A 17,980-nucleotide genomic window follows, 5' to 3' on the forward strand; every position below is an offset into this window, starting at 1 on the left:
GAGCCATTGTCACTCTCGGCGTGCGACCACCGCGACCGTCGTGTACGTCAGCGTGAACTGGCCGCCCACCGCGTCGACGGCGGCTCCGATCCGCTCGGTCAACTCGCGCAAGGTTTCCGGCGGGAAGCGCTCGTGCCCGGCGGCGGTCGGCACGCCGTCCAGCCACTCCTCCTTGGTGTACGTACGCTCCCAGCCGAACCGCCACTCGGCCGGCTCGGCGAACCCGCCGGCCTGCCGGATGCCGTCACCGGTGCGGGTCAGGAAGCCGTCGAAGCCCGTGGTGCCGGAACCGGCCTGATGCAGGAACGGCAGGTCGGGCAGCACCTCCCGGTAGGCCGCCGAGATCGCGGCGCCGAGGTCGGGCGGGAACTCGGGCCCGTTCCAGAACACGGCGAGCAGACCGCCCGGCCGCAGCGCCTCGGCCGCCCGGGCCGGGCCGGCCACCGGGTCGACCCAGTGCCAGGTCTGCCCGGCGACGACCGCGTCGAAGGTCCGGTCGGCCGGGTCCCATGCCTCCAACTTTCCCGGCTCGACGTCGAGCCCGTCCCGCCGGGCGAAGGCGGCCATCCGCGGATCCGGCTCCAGGCCGAGCACCCGGGCGCCGGCGGCCCGGAGTTGGCGCGCCACGATGCCGGTGCCGCAGCCGACGTCGAGCACGTCCCGGCCCGGGCTCTCGGCGAGGATCCGGGTGATCAGCGCGTCGGGATAGCGCGGCCGGGCGCGGTCGTACCGTTCCGGATCGGTGCCGAACGACTCCGCGAGCTGCCGGGCATGATGGGGTTCCTGAGGACCGGTCGATTCGATAGTGGGCACGTGCCCACTCTAACCCTGGGAGGCGACGGATGCCCACCGGCATCGCCCTGCGCGACGTCCGCGAGCAGTTGTTCGCCGCCGCGGAACGGGTGCTCCGGGACCACGGCCCGAACGCCCTGACCAGCCGCGCCGTCACCGACGAGGCCGGCTGCGCCAAGGGGGTGCTGCACCGCCACTTCACCGACTTCGACGGCTTCCTTGCCGAGCTCGTCCTGCGCCGGATCGGGCGGGTCGATGATCAAGCCGAAGCGCTGCGGGCCCGGGTCGGCGAAGGCTCGATCGCGGACAACCTGCTGGACGTGCTGGTCGACGTGTTCGACCCGATCGCGCTCGCCGCGGTGGCGTTGACGATCACCCGCGACGGGATGCGGACGAAGCTCCGGGAAGCCGGTGTGGCAGGGATTCCGGTGCTCACCGAGTCGGTCGCCATGATCACCGACTACCTCACCTTGGAACGTGATCATGGTCGGCTGCCGGCATCCGTCGAGCCGGATCTGATCGCTCTGACCATGATCGGGACCGCCCAGTTGATCTTCACTGCGCCCGACGAGTCGGTCGACGAACGCGCCGCGCTGCGCCGGACCGTGGTAGCTGCCCTACCTTCGGGTTCATGATCACCCTCTGCGTGCTGCTCTGGCCCCGGCCCGGTCAGGAGCAGGCCCTCCGGGAGTACGAGGACCGAGTGCTGGCCCTGCTCGGCCGGCATGGCGCGACCCTGGTCAGCCGGGTCGCCAACGCGGACCACACCGACCAGCTCCCGTACGAGGTGCAGGTGATCGACCTGCCCGACCAGGCCGCGCTCGACGCCTACCTGGCCGACCCGGACCGCACCGCCCTGGCCGAGGACCGTGATCGCTCCGTGGCCCGTACCGAGCTCCTCCGCGTCTCCCACCTCACCTGACCTCCCCTCCAAGAAAGACTCCGCTGACCGGGCACAAAAGCAGGCGTTCTGGCGGCGTGTCGCTGCTGTTGTGCCCAGTCAGCGGATTGGGGAGTGCGGACGCGGGCGGGGTGCGATGCCGCTCACCTGAGGGGACCCGCAAGGGCGAGGCGAGCTGTCGGCGGGTCAACCGCGTCGCCCTGCTGGCTGAGACGACCCACGGGTGCTGAGGGCGACCTGGAACAACGCGATGGGGCGACCGGACAAGCGAATCGCAGGATTCACTCTCGGTCGGTGATCTGGCGACACTGATTGGACGCAAAGGGCAGTTCCCGGCGCTGAAACCTGCCCATAGCGTCCAGTCGATGCCGGCTGACCGAGCGGATCCGCCGATGGACGCCCGAGCTGAAGGCGGACCTGCCCGAGGGCGACGGCGGCATCCCGGCCGTCGACAGGATCGCGGCGCCCGGCCGTCGACCGCAAGATCTACGGTTGCGCGCCGGTCCGAAGCACGGGACTTGTTTCGGCGCGGACTGTTCAGTTGTGACCGGATAGCTCAGCGCGCAACCTTGCACGGTCCCGTGCCGCGCCTAGCCGACTCGGCAACTGATTCAAGCTCCACCACAGGGTCGCTCGGCCCGGCCGTGAAGCCGGTCCAGCTGGCCCCCGAGTTCACCCAACCAAGCCCGATCGCCGACTGGGCACAACAGCAGCGACACTCCGCCAGAACGCCTGCTTTTGTGCCCGGTCGGCGGAAGTTAGGGGTCTTGATACGTATTGACAGGAAGGTCAGACCGAGGTTTTATACGTACCAACAAACGTCGGACGAAGAGGTGACCGTGGCAGAGCTGGACGCAGACATCGCCGTGATCGGCGGTGGGCTGGGCGGCGTCGCCGCGGCGCTCGCCGCCGCCGAGTCGGGAGCCCGGGTCGTGCTGACCGAGGAGTCCGACTGGCTCGGCGGGCAGCTGACCAGCCAGGGCGTGCCGCCGGACGAGCACGCCTGGATCGAGCAGTTCGGCTGCACCCGGAGCTACCGCCGGCTGCGCAACGAGATCCGCGATCACTACCGCCGCTGGTATCCGCTGACCGCCGAGGCGGCCGCCGATCCGTACCTCAATCCGGGTGACGGCCGGGTCAGCCGCCTCTGCCACGAACCGCGGGTCGCCGCTCTGGTGATCGAGTCCCTGGTCGGACCGCTGATCGCGGCCGGCCGGCTGACCGTGCTGCGGGAGCACCGCCCGGTCGCCGCGGCGGCCGACGGGGACCGGGTCACCGCCGTCACGGTGCGCGACCTGGCGGGGGTCGAGACCACGGTCACGGCGCCCTACTTCCTGGACGCGACCGAGCTGGGTGACCTGCTGGCGTTGGCCGGGGTCGAGCACGTGACCGGGTTCGAGTCGCGCGATGTGACCGGCGAACCCTCCGCGCCCGACGTCGCCCAGCCGGACAACCAGCAGGCGATGTCCTGGATCTTCGCCCTGGAGCACCGGGACGGCGAGGACCACACGATCGACCGGCCGGCCGACTACGCCCGGATCGCCTCCTTCGTGCCGAACGGCTGGCCCGGCCCGCAGGTCGGCCTGACCGCGCCGGACCCGCGCACGCTCGAGACCGTCACCCGGCAGTTCCTGCCGAACGCCGAGACCGGCCCGGTGGTCGCCGACCAGAGCAAGGACCCCGGCGACAAGGAGCTGTGGGCGTTCCGGCGGGTGCTGTCCCGCCGGGTGTTCCGGCCCGGCTTCCTGGCCAGCGACGTGACGCTGGTCAACTGGCCGATGATCGACTACCTCGACGGCAGCCTGATCGGCGCGGACGAGCAGGAACGGCAGCGCCACCTGGCCGGCGCCCGCGAACTCAGCCGCTCGATGCTCTACTGGCTGCAGACCGAGGCGCCGCGGCCGGACGGCGGCACCGGTTGGCCGGGACTGCGGCTGCGCGGCGACGTGCTCGGCACCGAGGACGGCTTCGCGAAGCTGCCCTACATCCGTGAATCGCGCCGGCTCGCCGCGCGGACGACGATCGTCGAGCAGGACCTGTCGTACGCGGTCCGCGGCGACGCCGGTGCTCGCAGCTATCCGGACTCGGTCGGCGTCGGGATGTACCGGATCGACCTGCATCCGTCGACCGGTGGCGACAACTACATCGACGTCGCGAGCTGTCCGTTCCAGATCCCGCTCGGCGCGCTGCTGCCGGTTCGGGTGACCAACGTGCTGGCCGCCGCGAAGAACCTCGGCACCACCCACATCACCAACGGCTGCTACCGGCTGCACCCCGTCGAGTGGAACGTCGGCGAGGTCGCCGGCCGGCTCGCCGCGCACTGTCTGGCGACCGGACGGTCACCGGGCGAGGTGGGCGAGAAGCCGGAGCTGTTCGCCGAGTTCTCCACGCTGCTGGACCAGGCCGGGGTGGAGACCGCCTGGCCGGAGATCAAGGGCTACTGATGATCATGAAGAGGGAGGGTAGCGACCTGGTCACCGGCGTGACCGTTCCGGTGATCACGCCGCTGGCCCCGGTGGCCGGCGTGATGCGGCCCGACGCGACCGGCCTGAAGCAGTTGTACGGGGCGTTCGCCGCCGCCGGCATCCGACGGATCATGCTGCTCGGCAGCAACGGCGAGGGCCCGCTGGTGCCGACCGAGTGGCTGCGCCCGTTCGTCCGGGACGCGGTCGCCGCCTGGCACGCGTACGGCTCCGATCACACGATCCTCGTCAACATCACCGCGCCCGGCACCGCCGAGGTGCTGCTGCGCGCGGAGGCGATCGCCGACGCCGGCGCGGACGGCCTGGTCTGCAGCCCGCCGACGTACTTCCGGCATCTGGACGCCGAAGTGATCAAGCACTTCGCCGCGATCACCGAGCTCGGCCGGCCGGTGATCATCTACAACAGCCCGACCTACGCGACGCCGCTCACCGAGGGCTCCCTGGCGGGGTTGCTTGAGCTGCCCGGGATCGTCGGGATGAAGGACAGCTCCGGCGACCCGGAGCTGCACCGGACCTTGATCGACTCCGCCCATGCGGCCGGCGTCGGCGTCGCCCAGGGCGGCGAGACTGTAGCGCTGAGCGCGCTGCAGTCCGGTGCCGACGGCATCGTGCTGGGCATCGCCAACCTGGCTCCGCGGCCGGTCGCGGAGCTCTGGACCGCCTACCAGGAAGGGCGGATCGAGGACGCCGCTGCCGCCCAGGCGCTGATCACCGAGCTGGTCGGCGTGCACCGGATCCGGCGCGGCGTGCCGACGATCAAGGCGTTGCTGGCGGCCCGCGGCGTGCTGCCGTACGAGGACTCACTGCCGCCGCTGCTCGCCTGTGACGACGACGAACGCCGCCGCCTGCTCGATCTCGTCCAACCGCACGACGAGGCCTTGATCAACTTCTCCGCTTGACCGTGACACGAAGGAGTGACACCCGCATGACCGCTTCCGCAGGAGGCCCGACGTTGAGCCGCCGCACCTTCACCGCCTCGACCGTTGGTGCCCTGACCCTGGGTGCGCTGGGGGCCGGGCTGCCCGGTGTCGCGGTCGCCGCCGGCCGGCGCCCGCCGTCGTTCGACGAAGTGACGCTGTGGGACGCCGAGCTCGACCCGTTGGAGAACTACCACGTGCACGGCCTCGCGGTTCTGCCGGGCGATGTGATCCTGGCCGCGACCGAGGGCCGCTACGAGGTGTGCGACGCGGGGCCGCGGGACCTCCTGTTGCGGCGCAGCCTGGACGGCGGCGACAGTTGGCAGCCGACCCAGGTGCTGGTCCCGTCCATCGACGGGCAGTCCTGGGGCAACCCGGCCTTCGTCGTCGATGCCGAGACCGGCACCGTCTTCTGCTTCTACATGCTCTCGATCAGGCTGGACGGCAACACCACCTGCTCCGGTGATCGCGGCGACCTGTACGTGATCTCCAGCGACGACGACGGCGCGACCTGGAGCGAGCCGCGCGACCTGTCCGGCATGTTCGAGCATTTCCCTTACCAGTGGGCATTGCACGGCCCCGGACCCGGCCACGGCATCCAGCTCGCCGGCGGCCGGTTGTTGATCAACGTGTCGCACCGGCGGATCATCCTCGGTACGCCGGTCAACGAGCGCTACTACGGCGTCTCCGCGATCTACAGCGATGATCATGGAGCGACCTGGGTGGCCGGCGCCGAGATCCCGGTGTCGCTGGACTATCCGCTGAACGAGGCCCGGCTGGTGCAGCGCGCCGACGGCACGGTGCTGGTCAACGCGCGGGCCAGCTCCGGCGGCAACCGGCCGCGGATCGTCGCGATCAGTCCGGACGGCGGCGAGACCTGGTCGGACCCGAAGCTGGACGGCGCCACCGGGGTGTTCAACGCAGTCGACGCGTCGCTGGTCCGCTACACCGGCGGGCCCGGGAGCGACGAGCTGGACCGGATGCTCTTCGCCCGGCCGGACGCGCCGGTGCGGCGCAACCTCACCGTGTCGGTCAGCTACGACGAGGCGAACAGCCTCTGGTTCTCCCGGGTGATCACGCCGGAACGCTCCTACTACTGTGATCTGGCTCGGCTGTCCGACGGCACGATCATCGCACTGTACGGCTGCGACGGCGACATCGCGAGCTTCCCGCGGCGGGTGGCGCTGGCCCGGTTCAACCTGGAGTGGCTGACCCGCGGCCGGGACGGGCTCGGCGACCCGATGCCGTACCGGGAACGGGTGATCGCCTTCGCCGCCACCCGCCCGGTCGCCGGAGACCTGCGACCGACCAAGATCAACGACCCGATCGCCCGGCACGGCGCCCGGGTGCACGTGGCCGGCGCGACGGCCGGCCAGTTCGTCGAGTACGAGTTCGCCGCCGACCCGGGCGACTACCAGCTGCAGCTGCGTTACTTCCGACCGCTGGACGGTGCCGCCTTCACGATCAGCCTGAACGGCGCACCGCTGCCGGTGGCCACCGCGTTCGACTCCACCGGCGAGTCCGCGCCGGGCTACGAGCCGGCCTATCTCGGCACCGTGCGGTTGGCCCGCGGCGCGAACCGGCTCCGGGTTACCGTGACCGGGGCCGGTCGCGGCGGCGGCACGGCCCTCGGCCTGGACAGCCTGTCCCTGATCAAGGCGGCGGCGCCGGACCGGCCGACCGAGTTGATCATCGACAATGTCCAGCTCGGTTGGGAGCTGGTCAGCGGCACCTGGGGCACCTCCTCCGCCGGCACCCAGGGCGCGTGGAGCAGCAACTACCGGCACCACCCGGCCGGCACCGGCTCGTCCGTGGTGCGCTGGAAGCCGTCGATCCCGGCCGCCGGCCGCTACCGGATCCAGTCGGCGATCCTGCCGTTCCCCAACCGGGCCACGAACGCGCCGTTCACCGTGCACCGGGACGGCCGTCCGGACGAGGTCGTACGGATTGATCAACAACAGCACGGGACCTGGGATCCGCGCGGCACGGAATGGCAGACACTCGGTGAGTTCGAGCTCGACGCCGGGTTGTCCACCATGATCAGTCTGAGCGACGACGCGGACGGCTACGTCGCCGCGGACGCGATCAGATGGGAGCGGATCGAATGACCAAGCAGACCGAGCCGGCGACCCCGAAGGGCCGGCGCAGCAGGCCGACCCAGCTCGACATCGCCAAGCTGGCGGGGGTGTCCCAAGCGACCGTGTCGATGGTGATCAACGGCGGCGCCTCCGCACAGTTGATCAAGGAGTCGACCCGGGAGTCGGTGCTGGCCGCGGCCGCCGAGCTGCGCTACACGGTGAACCCGGCGGCCCGCAGCCTGCGTGGCGGCCGGAACCACCTGATCGGCCTGTACACGTTCGAGTCGGTGTTCCCGACCGACGACCGCGACTTCTACTACCCGTTCCTGCAGGGGGTGGAGGAGGAGTGCGCAGAGCAGGGCTATGACCTGCTGCTGTTCACCTCGGCGGGACGCGGCCGACGGCCGCTGGCCGATGACCGGCTGCAGCGACTGCGGATGGCCGACGGCTGCGTCATGATCGGCCGGCACGTCCGGACCGCCGACCTGGAGCAGCTCACCGCCGAACACTTCCCGTTCGTCTTCATCGGCCGCCGCGAGGCGCCCGGCGCGGCGATCCCGTACGTGGCGCCCGACTACATCGCCGCGACCGAGGAACTGATCGGTCACCTGGTCGGCCTCGGCCACCGCCGGATGATCTACCTGCGGCAGCCGGAGGACACGGCACCGACCCTGGACCGCCTGGCCGGCCTGGCCAGTGCCCGGAAGCGGTACGACCTCGCACCGGAGGCCGTGATCGTCGACGAGCTGTCGTCGACCGCCGAGCTGACCGAGGAACGGGTCCGCGGCTGGCTCGCCGACGGCGCCACCGCGCTGCTGATCGAACCGAGCGAAGATCACACGCTGGTCTCGACGCTGGACGCGCTGGCCGAACGATCGAACCTGAGCATCCCCGGCGACGTGTCGATCGCGCTGCTCGGCGATCCGCCGTCCTGGGAACCGAGTCACCTGGACTGGACCCGGTTCGCCTTGCCCCGTGAGGAGATCGCCCGCCGGGCGGTGCAGGCGCTGATCGGGATGCTGGACGCCGCCGAGCCGCAGCAGACGATCGTGGACTGCACGCTGGTGATCGGCAACTCCTGCGGAGAACCGGGAGGATCGCCATGATCGGCATGATCATCCGGCGGCTCGCGATCGGGCTGCTGGTGATGTGGGGCGCCGCGACCCTGATCTTCGTGATCATCCGGGTCGCGCCCGGCGACCCGGCCGCCGTGCTGCTCGGCCCGGACGCCGAGCCCGACCAGATCAGCAGGCTGCGCGCGGAGCTGGGGCTCGATCAGCCGATCTTCGTGCAGTACGGGAACTACCTGCTGGACACGGTCCGGCTCGACTTCGGCGACTCGTACCGGCTCCGGATGCCGGCGATCGAGGCCGTCTTCGACCGGCTGCCGGCCACGGTCGAACTGACCCTGACCTCGACGGCGCTCGCGGTGGCCGTCGGGCTCACCCTCGGCATCCTGGCCGGGATGCGGCCGAACACCTGGGCGGACCGGATCGTCTCCGGGCTGACCACCATGCTGCAGTCGTTCCCGACCTTCTGGATCGGCATCATGCTGATCTTGATCTTCGCGCTGTGGCTGCGGCTGACCCCGAGTGCAGGCACCGGAACGCCCTTGCACATGGTGCTTCCGGCGGTGACCCTGGCGTTCCCGTTCGTGGCGATCGTCGCCCGGGTGACCCGGAGCAGTCTGGTCGAGAACATGGGTGAGGCCTACCTGGACACCGCCTACGCGAAGGGCCTGACGCTCCGGCAGGCCGTGCTCGGGCACGCGCTGAAGAACTCACTGATCCCGGTGATCACCGTGATCGGCCTGCACATCGGCGCGCTGCTCGGCGGCGCGGTCGTGGTGGAGAACGTGTTCGCCTGGCCGGGGCTCGGCACGCTGATGGTCGAGGCCGTCGGCAACCGCGACTACACGGTGGTGCAGGCGGCGACCTTGATCGTGGCCGGCGTGATCGTCCTGCTCAACCTGGCCACCGACCTCGTCTACCGGGTCCTCGACCCGCGGATCCGTACCGGGAGGACGGCATGACGGCGACCCTTGCTGCCGACGACGTCGCCTCGGCCCAGCCTGCCGCCAAGCGGCGGGTACGGCTGCGGTCGCCGGGCATGATCGGCCCGCTGGTGATCATCGGCCTCTACCTGCTGGCCGCCGTGATCGGGCCGGCCCTGGTTCCGTACGACCCGATCACCACGCCGCTCACCGACCGGCTCAAGCCACCGGGAGCGGTGACCTCGACCGGCGGCACGGCCCTGCTCGGCACCGACGCGCTCGGCCGGGATCTGTTCGGCCAGATCATCCACGGGGCCCGAACCTCGGTGATCATCGGCGTCAGCGTCGTCCTGATCAGCCTCGGCGTCGGCGTCCTGATCGGTGCGGTGGCGGGCTTCCGGGGCGGCTGGGTGGACGCGGTGCTGGCCCGCTGCATCGACATCCTGCAGGCGTTCCCGGGTCTGGTGCTGGCCATCGTCATCGCCGGCATCTTCGCCCGCAGCCTGTTGCTGGTGATCATCGCGCTGTCGGTGACCAACTGGATCTCGTTCGCCCGGGTCACCCGCGGCGTCGTACTCACCCTGCGCGAGCGGTACTGGGTGGATGCGGCCCGGCTGATGGGCGTGCCCGGTCCGCTGCTGTTGATCAGGCACGTGCTGCCGTTCACGGCGGGCCCGCTGGTGGCGATGGCCACCCTCGAGTTCGCCCTGGTGGTGCTGGCCGAGGCCGGGTTGAGCTTCCTCGGCATCGGCCTGCCTTCCTCGATCGTCTCCTGGGGCCAGACCGTCGCCGCCGGTCGGGCCTATCTCGCCACGGCCTGGTGGATCTCCGCCTGGCCCGGCCTGGCGCTGTCCGTCCTGGTGGTCAGCGTCGGCATCCTCGGTGATCAACTCACCGCCCGCTTCGGCCGGGCCCGCAGCCGATGACCTTGCTCTCCCACGTAACCAACGGAGGTACATGATCATGACCCGCGTCAGACTGGTTCAAGGCCTGGTCGCGGCAGCCGCACTGCTGCTTCCTCTCTCCGCCTGTACGACGACCACCGGCGGGACCGGGGGCGACGGCGGCGGCGCCGCGGCCCAGGAGGTCGTCGCCAGCGGTCAGTATCCGGTCGAGAACCTCGACCCGCACTCGGCCAGCGGCGGTTCCGCCGGCATGGACCTGGTGGCCAAGGAGATCTACTCCCGGCTCACCGCCACCGACGAGACCGGCAAGATCGTCGGCGACCTGGCCACCGAGTGGAAGGCCGGCGACACCGGTGACAGCTGGACCTTCACGCTGCGCGAGGGCGCCACGTTCACCGACGGCAGCGCGCTCGACTCGGCCGACGTGGCCGCCTCGTTCAAGCGCTTCCTCGAGCTGGATTCGCCGCCCGCGGCCAACTTCCCCGGCGTGACCGTGGACGCGCCCGACCCGACTACGGTGATCTTCAAGGCGGAGAAGCCGGACGCCGCACTGCCGTCGAAGCTGACCACGTTCTACGTGCTGCCGTCCGAGACCCCGGCCAAGGCCGGCGCCGTCGGTGAGAAGCCGGTCGGCTCGGGGCCCTACCAGGTGGAGTCGTTCGCCGCCGGGCAGGACGTCGTGCTGGTGCCCAACGCCAAGTACTTCGGCGGGGCGCCGACCCTGACCAAGCTGACGCTGCGGACGATCCCGGAGATCTCGACCCGGCTCACCGCGCTGCAGACCGGTGAGGTGGACGTGGTCTGGGGCGTCCCCGATGATCAACTCGCCGAGTTGCGCGGCGCCGGAACGATCAAGACCGAGTCCGTGCAGAGCGCCGGCTCCGTGCTGATCTGGTTCAACAGCGAAAAGCCGTTCTTCAAGGACAAGCCGGAGGTACGGCGAGCGCTCTGGCAGGCGGTCGACTTCGCGACGATCATCAAGCAGATCTACCCGGAGACCGGGACGCCGGCCGACTCGGCGATCGCACCGACCGTGCTCGGCTACGCGGCGCAGACTCCGGTCACGTACGACCCGGAGGCGGCCAAGCAGGCGCTGACCAAGGCCGGCTTCGACTTCGACAAGACCTACGAGCTGCAGTACCAGTCGCAATTCAAGCCGTTCGTCTCGGCGATCGTCTCCGATCTGGCCAAGATCGGTGTCAAGGTCGATGCCAAGGAGAAGGAGCAGGCGGTCTTCATCGAGGACCTGCTGGCGATGCGCTGGGACATCAACTTCCAGCAGGTCGGCACCGCCGGCTTCGACGCGTCGACCAACCTCGGCCGGCTCTACACCTGCGCCGCGAAGCGCAACGGGTACTGCAATCCGGAGTTGGACAAGCTGCTCGCCGAGGCCGGCTCGAACCCGGACCAGGCGAAGCGCGAGGAGCTCTACGCGCAGGCCGGCAAGATCATCTGGGAGGACGCCGTCGGCATGTTCCCGATGTTCGTCAAGACCTCCTACGCCTGGAACGACAAGGTGAGCGGCTTCACCCTCGACCCGCAGGGCCTGCCCGACTTCCGCGCCGCGAAGGTCGCCGGGTCGTGATCATGTCCGCCTCCGACACCAGGGCCGAGCCGACCGTGACCGAGCCGGGTCAGCGGCTGCTCACGGTCGACGGCCTGACCGTGAGCGTCGGTGGGCTGACCCTGCTGGACGGCGTCGGGCTGACCATCGACGCCGGCGAGACCCTCGGCCTGATCGGCGAGACCGGCAGCGGCAAGTCGCTGACGTCGCGGGCGATCATCGGGCTGCTGCCGACGGCGATGGACGTGTCCGGTTCGGTCGTGTGGCGCGGCCAGGAGCTGCTGACCGCGTCCGCGGCCCAGCGGCGCCGGCTGCGCGGCACCGAGATCTCGATGATCTTCCAGGACCCGATGTCCAGCCTGAACCCGACCATGAAGATCGGCCGCCAGGTCGGCGAGGTGCTGCGCCGGCGCGGGGTGCCGGCCGCCGAGGTCCAGCGCCGGGTGATCGAGATGCTGGACCGGGTCGGGATTCCCGAACCGCAGCGGCGGATCGGCAACTATCCGCACGAATTCTCCGGCGGCATGCGTCAGCGCGCCATGATCGCGATGGCCATGATCACCGGGCCGTCGCTGGTGCTGGCCGACGAGCCGACCACCGCGCTGGACGTGACCGTGCAGGCGCGGGTGCTGGAGATGTTGCGCCAGGTCCGGGCCGACCAGGGCTCGGCGATGCTGTTCGTCAGTCACGACCTGCGGGTGATCTCGCATGTGGCCGACCGGGTGTCGGTGATGTACGCCGGTTCGATCATGGAGCAGGGGCCGACCGTCGAGGTGTTGCGTCGGCCCGCGCATCCGTACACGAGGGCGCTGGTGGCCAGCGTCCCGGCGGTCCGGACCCGGACCGCGATCGCCGATCCGCTGCCCGGCGCTCCGGCGACGCCGGCGGACCGGCCGACCGGCTGCCCGTTCCGGACCCGGTGCGCGCTGGCCCATGATCGCTGCGTCACCGAACGGCCGGTGCTGCGGATGGTCGGCACCGACCGGATGGCCGCCTGCCACGTCGCCGAGGAGGTGTCACGATGACCATGCCGTTGCTCGAAGTCCGGGGTCTCCGGGTCACGTTTCCCGTTCCTGGACAGGGATTCGGACGGGACCGCTCCGTCGCCGTGGCCGGTGCCGACGTCACCGTCGGGCCGGAGGAGACGGTCGCGATCGTGGGGGAGTCGGGCTCCGGGAAGTCCACCGTGGCTCGCAGCGTGGTCGGGCTGCAGCGCCCGGATGCCGGCGAGTTGATCTTCGACGGCCGGCCGCTGCTGCGCCGTCGCCGGGCGGCGGACCGCCGCGCGATCCAGATGGTGTTCCAGGACCCGGCGTCGTCGCTGAACCCGCGGATGCGGGTGGCGGACCTGATCAACGAGGCTTGGCAGACCCACCCGGCGGTGGCCCCGGCCGGTGATCGCCGGGAGGCGATTGCCGCGGCGCTGGGCGCGGTCGGGCTGTCCGCGGACCTGGTGGACCGTTATCCCGGGCAGCTGTCCGGTGGCCAGTGCCAGCGGGTCAGCATCGCCCGCGCCCTGGCCCTGCAGCCACGACTGCTGGTCTGCGACGAGGCCGTGTCGGCCCTGGACGTCTCCGTGCAGACCCAAGTGCTCCGGCTGCTCGCCGACCTGCGTGCGCAGCGCGAGCTGGCGATGATCTTCATCAGTCATGATCTTGCCGTGGTACGCCAGATCGCCGACCGGGTGCTGGTGATGAAGTCCGGCGAGATCGTCGAGACCGGGATGACCGAGGACCTGTTCAACGCACCGCAACACCCGTACACGCAGGCGTTGCTGGACGCCGCCCTGGACTTGAAGGACGTCTCGTGAGTTACACCGCGGTTCAAGATCGACTGCGCGCCGGCTGGAACACCTGGGACACCCGCAGCGTGCTGCGCCAGGTCCTGCTCCCGTACGGCTTCGGCATCTCGCTCGGGCTGCACGAGCTCTACCGCGGCACCACCCTGACCACCGCCCAGATCGGCCGCCGCGGCACCGTCGAAGGCGGCTGGGACGACGAGGACGTAACGCTCGGCCCGCACGCGCCGCTGGGGGAGTACACCCGGGTCACGGTGCGCTGGGCCGAGATCACCATCGAGGTGACGACGGCGCAGGTGCCCGGCACCGACGAGCTGGTGATCAAGGTCGACCCGTTGACGAATCAGCGTCGCCCGGCGTTGTTGATCATCGGTGCCGCGTACCTGTGGAACAAGCGAGGGACCGTGCGACGCGGGGACGAGACCCTGGTCGGTGATCATGCCACCGTCTGGTCGACCGGCCCGGTCATCGAGGATCCGTACGCCGATCAGCTGGGGCCGTACCTGGCCGTGGAACTGACCGGGCCGATCGGGATCGGCACCGGGCCGCGGCGGAGCCTGGAGGAAATCGACCGCATCCTGGCCGAGGCTGAGCAGCGGCACTGCCCGGCGCCCGCGGCCGGTGATGAGCTTGCCGAGCACCGCGACCTGGTCCGCGACGCGATCTCCTGGAACAACGTCTACGAGCCGTCGAAGGACCGGGTCGTGACGACGGTGAGCCGACTCTGGAACGTCGGCAAGCGCGGCGGTTTCGCCTTGTTCTGCTGGGACAACTTCTTCAACGCCCTGCTCGCCGACCTGACCAGCACCGACGTCGCGTACGCCAACGTCGTCGAGATGTGCCGCGAAGTGGTGCCGGACGGCTTCGTGCCGAACGTGGCGCAGGGGACCGGCCGGAAGACGTACGACGGCTCGCAGCCGCCGGTCGGCTCGATGGTCTGCTGGGAGCTGTACCGCCGGCACGGCGAACGCTGGTTGCTGGACGAGGTCTACCCGATCCTGCTCGGCTGGAACCGCTGGTGGTGGCGGGTCCGGCACAACGGCACCATGATCAGCCCCGGCACCACGGTCTTCGAGCCGGAATTCCCGTCACCCCAGGACATCCCGCGGATCGGCAAACACTTCGGCGCCACCTGCGAGACCGGCGCCGATGATCATCCGGCCTTCCGTGACATCCCGTTCGACGCGGAGACCGGCCTGCTCGGCGTCCACGACGTCGGCCTGAACGCCCAGTACGCGATGGACTGCGAGGCGCTGAGCAAGATCGCCTCCGAGCTGGGCCGGACCGAGGAGGCAGCAGAGCTGGCCTCGCGTGGTGCCACGGTGCGCGGTCTGATCGAGGAACTGCTCTGGGACGAGCCGTCGAGCACGTACCGCGGGCACTTCACCGAGTCCGGCCAGCCGACGGAGTTCCTGTCGCCGGCCAGCTTCTTCCCGCTGTTCGCCGGTTGCGGCACGGACGGCCGGGCCAAGATCATGACCGACGCCTACCTTCGTACCGAGGACGGCTTCGGCGGCGAGTGGGTCCTCCCGTCCTCGCCCCGGTCCGAGTTGTTGATCTCCGACCGGGAGCACTCGTACTGGATCGGCCGAGCCTGGCCCCCGATCAACTTCCTCACCTACCTCGGCCTCCGCCGGGCCGGCCTGACCGAGGAAGCCGGCTGGCTCGCCGAACGCTCCGGCGCACTGGCCATGGTCGAATGGCGGGAGAGCCGCCACATCCACGAGAACTACTCCAGCGAACACGGCCACGGCTGCGACCGCCCGAACAGCGAACCCTTCCACTCCTGGGGCGCCCTGCTCAGCCTCCCGATCCTGATCGAATCCGGCGTGATCAAGCTGGCCGGCGGCCAGTTCGACCCGACGCCGGCAGCGCCCTGAGCCAGTCGAAGCCGAACGTTCCCTGAGCCTGTCGAAGGGCCTAGGCTGGAGCAGTGCCGATGTCGACCGAGCGACTGAGCAGGCTGTTCCGGATCTTCGGTGAGACCCAGTGCCGCGGCCGGTCGGAGGTGTACGCGGCGCTCAGCGAGTCGATCGCTGACGATGATCAACTCCTGGACCTGACGTCGACGGCGCCGCCGGACCAGCGCCGGCCGAGCCTGCTCTTCGCCGCGGTGAACCTGCTCCTGAGCGCGGACCCGGCCGCCGAGTTGCGCGCGTACTATCCGATCCACGGTGGCACCCGAGCGGTCGACGCGAGGCTGTTCCGGACCTTCGCCGGCTTCTGCCGCGACCACGAACCCGCCCTGCGGGAGGTGCTGGCGACCCGGTCGACCCAGACCAACGAGATCCGGCGGTGCTTCGCGCTGCGGCTCGGCCTGCACCAGGTCGGTCGGCATTGGCCGGGCCCGGGCCACCTGGTCGAGGTCGGAGCGAGCGCGGGACTCAATCTGATCTTCGACCGGTACGCCTATCACCTGGACGGCACTCCGCTGCCCGGCGCCGACGACTCGTCCGTGATCATCTCCACGGCGCACCGCGGTCCCGGTTCCGGCGCACTCTGGGCGGACGACTCCCTCGACGTTCGGCAGCGAGTCGGCCTTGATCAACAACCGGTCGACCTCGAGGATCCGGACGCGAGGGACTGGCTGGAGGCGTTCATCTGGCCGGAGCGAATCGACGACCTGGCCACCCTGCAGGACGCCGTGAGTGCCTTCCGTGACACGGAGGCCGACGTCCGCCTGGTTCGTGGCGACGCCGTGACCGACACCGCGGCACTGATCACCGAACGGCCCGGCGACGAGCCGGTCCTCGTCTTCACCGCGTCCCTGCTCAGCTATCTGGGCGAAGATCAGCGCGTCGCCTTCCTGGACCAGCTCGACTCCGCCGCCACCGGCCGACGCGTCGGCTGGATCTTCGCGGAGGGGCCGGCGCTGCTCGCGCGCTCGGGCCTCGACTGCGCCGGTCTGTCCGGGCCGCTGGCGACCAACGGCACCCAGTACGGGGTTGGCCTCAGCCTGCGCTCACCCGGCACCCGGCATGATCAACTGCTGGCCGTCGCGGAGCCCTATCTGCGCTGGATCGCCCCGGCTCGCGACACGGCCGACGACTTCGCCTGGGTCGAAGCGCTGTCGGCGACATCGAGCCTCACGAGGGCTGCGACCGACCCCGCCGATTGACCTCGTCCCGGATAGCCCACAGATCGGCGACCGGGCCGAGGTGACCGAGCTTGTCCGGGTTGATCACGGACTGGATCGCCTGGATCCGTCCGTCCAGGACGTCGAGGGTGATCGTCCCGATCACGCCGCCGTCCCGTACCCGCAGAATGGCGCCGGGTTGTCCGTTGATCGCGTGCCGGTCCAGCGTGATGTCGAGTTCGAACAGGGGCGGGAAGTTCCTCGCCACCACCCGCGCCACCTTGTCGGCGCCGTGGACGGTCCGGGCCAGCTGAGGGGCCTTGCCGCCGCCGTCCCCGACCAGTTGGACGTCGGCGGCCAGCAGTTCGCGCAGGCTTTCAAGATCACCGATCCGGATCGCGTCGAAGAACCGGTTCGCCAGCTCGTCGTGGGCCCGGCTGTCGGCCTCGAACCGGGTCCGGCCGTCGGCCATGTGCCGCCGAGCCCGTACGACGAGCTGACGGCAGGCCGCAGCCGAGCGGCCGACCGCGGTGGCGGTCTCCTCGTAGCCGTACCCGAACACCTCGCGCAGCACGAACACGGCCCGTTCCAGCGGGCTGAGCCGTTCCAGCAGGAGCAGCGCGGCCATCGACACGGAGTCGGCCAGTTCCGCCGATCGCACCGGATCCTGGTAGGGGTCGGTCAGCAGCGGCTCCGGCAGCCACTGGCCGACATAGGTCTCCCGCCGGGACCGCGCAGACTGGAGCAGGTCGATCGAGATCCGGGTCACCACGGTCGACAGATAGGCCTTCGGCGACGTCGGCGTGACGTCCGCCGCTTCGTAACGGAGCCAGGTGTCCTGCACCGCGTCCTCGGCCTCGCTGACACTTCCGAGGATGCGGTACGCGATCGCGAACAGCAGCGACCGCAGCTCCTGGAACTCTTCGGCCCGACCCATCTCGATCACTCCGCTCGGACTCAGCCGGCCGCGGCCAGATGTGCCGCCGCAGCACCGGCCTGGTAGCCGCCGGCCTGCTGCCGGGTGATCACGTTGATCCGGTTGGCCGAGTTGATCATGGCGATCAACATGACCAGGGTGGTCAACTGATCCTCGTCGAAATGCTCGGTGGCACGTTGCCAGACATCGTCGCGTACCCCTTCCGGGCTGTCGGCGAGCCGGGTGCCGTGCTCAGTCAGTTCGAGGGCGGCCCGCTCCGCGTCCGTGAACACGGTCGCCTCCCGCCAGGCTGCGACCAGGTTGAGCCGTTCCGACGTTTCGCCGGCGGCCGCCGCCTCCTTCGTGTGCATGTCGATGCAGGGCCCGCAGCCGTTGAGCTGGCTGGCCCGCAGCGAGACCAACTCCTGCAGGCTCGCCGGCAGCGACGAGCCGGCCAGGGCCTTGTGGGCGCCCATCATGGCCTTCATGACCGGCATGGCGGCCGGGTTGCCGATGAGCTGCAGTCGAGCGTTCATAGTGACTCCTCCGTCGAAATC

16 protein-coding genes are annotated in these 17,980 nt (G+C 70.3%); 13 read left to right on the forward strand and 3 right to left on the reverse strand.

What is annotated here, in order from left to right:
* Window positions 1-9 precede the first annotated feature (9 nt).
* Window positions 10-813: a class I SAM-dependent methyltransferase gene (locus ACFQU4_RS05735; RefSeq protein WP_377487950.1), complete on the reverse strand. Its 804-nt coding sequence runs from the start codon at window positions 811-813 to the stop codon at window positions 10-12.
* 29 nt (window positions 814-842) lie between these two features.
* On the opposite strand from ACFQU4_RS05735, the gene ACFQU4_RS05740 reads away from it, so the two are divergent.
* From ACFQU4_RS05740 to ACFQU4_RS05800, 13 genes are all read left to right on the forward strand, one after another.
* Window positions 843-1,427 (forward strand): TetR/AcrR family transcriptional regulator, encoded by a 585-nt coding sequence (locus ACFQU4_RS05740; RefSeq protein ID WP_377487952.1) that lies wholly within the window; start codon window positions 843-845, stop codon window positions 1,425-1,427.
* The gene (locus tag ACFQU4_RS05745) at window positions 1,424-1,714 is read left to right on the forward strand and encodes a hypothetical protein (RefSeq protein ID WP_377487954.1); all 291 of its coding nucleotides are present in this window, start codon (window positions 1,424-1,426) and stop codon (window positions 1,712-1,714) included. The genes ACFQU4_RS05740 and ACFQU4_RS05745 overlap by 4 nt, the downstream gene beginning before the upstream one ends.
* Before the next feature lie 818 nt (window positions 1,715-2,532).
* The gene (locus ACFQU4_RS05750) at window positions 2,533-4,137 is read left to right on the forward strand and encodes an FAD-dependent oxidoreductase (RefSeq protein ID WP_377487956.1); all 1,605 of its coding nucleotides are present in this window, start codon (window positions 2,533-2,535) and stop codon (window positions 4,135-4,137) included.
* Window positions 4,137-5,075, forward strand: a complete 939-nt coding sequence (locus ACFQU4_RS05755) for a dihydrodipicolinate synthase family protein (RefSeq protein ID WP_377487958.1) — start codon at window positions 4,137-4,139, stop codon at window positions 5,073-5,075. The genes ACFQU4_RS05750 and ACFQU4_RS05755 overlap by 1 nt, the downstream gene beginning before the upstream one ends.
* A 26-nt stretch (window positions 5,076-5,101) precedes the next feature.
* Entirely contained in the window at window positions 5,102-7,201 is a 2,100-nt protein-coding gene (locus tag ACFQU4_RS05760; RefSeq protein WP_377487960.1) for an exo-alpha-sialidase, read from the forward strand.
* A complete protein-coding gene (locus ACFQU4_RS05765) occupies window positions 7,198-8,277 on the forward strand; it encodes a LacI family DNA-binding transcriptional regulator (protein WP_377487962.1) in 1,080 nt (359 codons plus the stop codon). The genes ACFQU4_RS05760 and ACFQU4_RS05765 overlap by 4 nt, the downstream gene beginning before the upstream one ends.
* Window positions 8,274-9,203, forward strand: coding sequence for an ABC transporter permease (locus ACFQU4_RS05770; RefSeq protein WP_377487964.1), 930 nt, complete (start codon window positions 8,274-8,276; stop codon window positions 9,201-9,203). Before ACFQU4_RS05765 ends, ACFQU4_RS05770 begins: the two co-directional genes overlap by 4 nt.
* On the forward strand, window positions 9,200-10,090 hold the full coding sequence (locus ACFQU4_RS05775) for an ABC transporter permease (RefSeq protein ID WP_377487966.1): 891 nt from the start codon (window positions 9,200-9,202) through the stop codon (window positions 10,088-10,090). The genes ACFQU4_RS05770 and ACFQU4_RS05775 overlap by 4 nt, the downstream gene beginning before the upstream one ends.
* Before the next feature lie 37 nt (window positions 10,091-10,127).
* On the forward strand, window positions 10,128-11,654 hold the full coding sequence (locus ACFQU4_RS05780) for an ABC transporter substrate-binding protein (RefSeq protein ID WP_377487968.1): 1,527 nt from the start codon (window positions 10,128-10,130) through the stop codon (window positions 11,652-11,654).
* Window positions 11,655-11,656: 2 nt separating this feature from the next.
* On the forward strand, window positions 11,657-12,658 hold the full coding sequence (locus ACFQU4_RS05785; protein WP_377488781.1) for an ABC transporter ATP-binding protein: 1,002 nt from the start codon (window positions 11,657-11,659) through the stop codon (window positions 12,656-12,658).
* Window positions 12,655-13,443 carry an ATP-binding cassette domain-containing protein gene (locus ACFQU4_RS05790; RefSeq protein ID WP_377487970.1) on the forward strand — a complete coding sequence of 263 codons (789 nt, stop codon included), beginning with the start codon at window positions 12,655-12,657 and terminating at the stop codon, window positions 13,441-13,443. Before ACFQU4_RS05785 ends, ACFQU4_RS05790 begins: the two co-directional genes overlap by 4 nt.
* Window positions 13,440-15,311 carry a trehalase family glycosidase gene (locus ACFQU4_RS05795; protein ID WP_377487972.1) on the forward strand — a complete coding sequence of 624 codons (1,872 nt, stop codon included), beginning with the start codon at window positions 13,440-13,442 and terminating at the stop codon, window positions 15,309-15,311. The genes ACFQU4_RS05790 and ACFQU4_RS05795 overlap by 4 nt, the downstream gene beginning before the upstream one ends.
* A 59-nt stretch (window positions 15,312-15,370) precedes the next feature.
* Window positions 15,371-16,549 carry a DUF2332 domain-containing protein gene (locus ACFQU4_RS05800; protein ID WP_377487974.1) on the forward strand — a complete coding sequence of 393 codons (1,179 nt, stop codon included), beginning with the start codon at window positions 15,371-15,373 and terminating at the stop codon, window positions 16,547-16,549.
* Here ACFQU4_RS05800 and ACFQU4_RS05805 read toward each other — a convergent pair.
* On the reverse strand, window positions 16,518-17,444 hold the full coding sequence (locus ACFQU4_RS05805) for an RNA polymerase sigma-70 factor (protein ID WP_377487976.1): 927 nt from the start codon (window positions 17,442-17,444) through the stop codon (window positions 16,518-16,520). The genes ACFQU4_RS05800 and ACFQU4_RS05805 overlap by 32 nt on opposite strands.
* A 20-nt stretch (window positions 17,445-17,464) precedes the next feature.
* Window positions 17,465-17,959, reverse strand: a complete 495-nt coding sequence (locus ACFQU4_RS05810; protein WP_377487978.1) for a carboxymuconolactone decarboxylase family protein — start codon at window positions 17,957-17,959, stop codon at window positions 17,465-17,467.
* Window positions 17,960-17,980: the final 21 nt, after the last annotated feature.

Origin of the sequence: Microlunatus sp. GCM10028923 (assembly GCF_042666975.1) — a bacterium.
Taxonomy (GTDB): Bacteria; Actinomycetota; Actinomycetes; order Propionibacteriales; family Propionibacteriaceae; genus Microlunatus.

Bases quoted from the DNA above. Each gene is read 5' to 3' on its own strand.
- ACFQU4_RS05760 (WP_377487960.1), top strand. From the start codon at position 5,102: ATGACCGCTTCCGCAGGAGGCCCGACGTTGAGCCGCCGCACCTTCACC.
- ACFQU4_RS05765 (WP_377487962.1), top strand. From the start codon at position 7,198: ATGACCAAGCAGACCGAGCCGGCGACCCCGAAGGGCCGGCGCAGCAGG.
- ACFQU4_RS05780 (WP_377487968.1), top strand. From the start codon at position 10,128: ATGACCCGCGTCAGACTGGTTCAAGGCCTGGTCGCGGCAGCCGCACTG.
- ACFQU4_RS05805 (WP_377487976.1), bottom strand. From the start codon at position 17,444: ATGGGTCGGGCCGAAGAGTTCCAGGAGCTGCGGTCGCTGCTGTTCGCG.
- ACFQU4_RS05800 (WP_377487974.1), top strand. From the start codon at position 15,371: ATGTCGACCGAGCGACTGAGCAGGCTGTTCCGGATCTTCGGTGAGACC.
- ACFQU4_RS05775 (WP_377487966.1), top strand. From the start codon at position 9,200: ATGACGGCGACCCTTGCTGCCGACGACGTCGCCTCGGCCCAGCCTGCC.
- ACFQU4_RS05790 (WP_377487970.1), top strand. From the start codon at position 12,655: ATGACCATGCCGTTGCTCGAAGTCCGGGGTCTCCGGGTCACGTTTCCC.
- ACFQU4_RS05785 (WP_377488781.1), top strand. From the start codon at position 11,657: ATGTCCGCCTCCGACACCAGGGCCGAGCCGACCGTGACCGAGCCGGGT.
- ACFQU4_RS05770 (WP_377487964.1), top strand. From the start codon at position 8,274: ATGATCGGCATGATCATCCGGCGGCTCGCGATCGGGCTGCTGGTGATG.
- ACFQU4_RS05810 (WP_377487978.1), bottom strand. From the start codon at position 17,959: ATGAACGCTCGACTGCAGCTCATCGGCAACCCGGCCGCCATGCCGGTC.
- ACFQU4_RS05745 (WP_377487954.1), top strand. From the start codon at position 1,424: ATGATCACCCTCTGCGTGCTGCTCTGGCCCCGGCCCGGTCAGGAGCAG.
- ACFQU4_RS05740 (WP_377487952.1), top strand. From the start codon at position 843: ATGCCCACCGGCATCGCCCTGCGCGACGTCCGCGAGCAGTTGTTCGCC.
- ACFQU4_RS05755 (WP_377487958.1), top strand. From the start codon at position 4,137: ATGATCATGAAGAGGGAGGGTAGCGACCTGGTCACCGGCGTGACCGTT.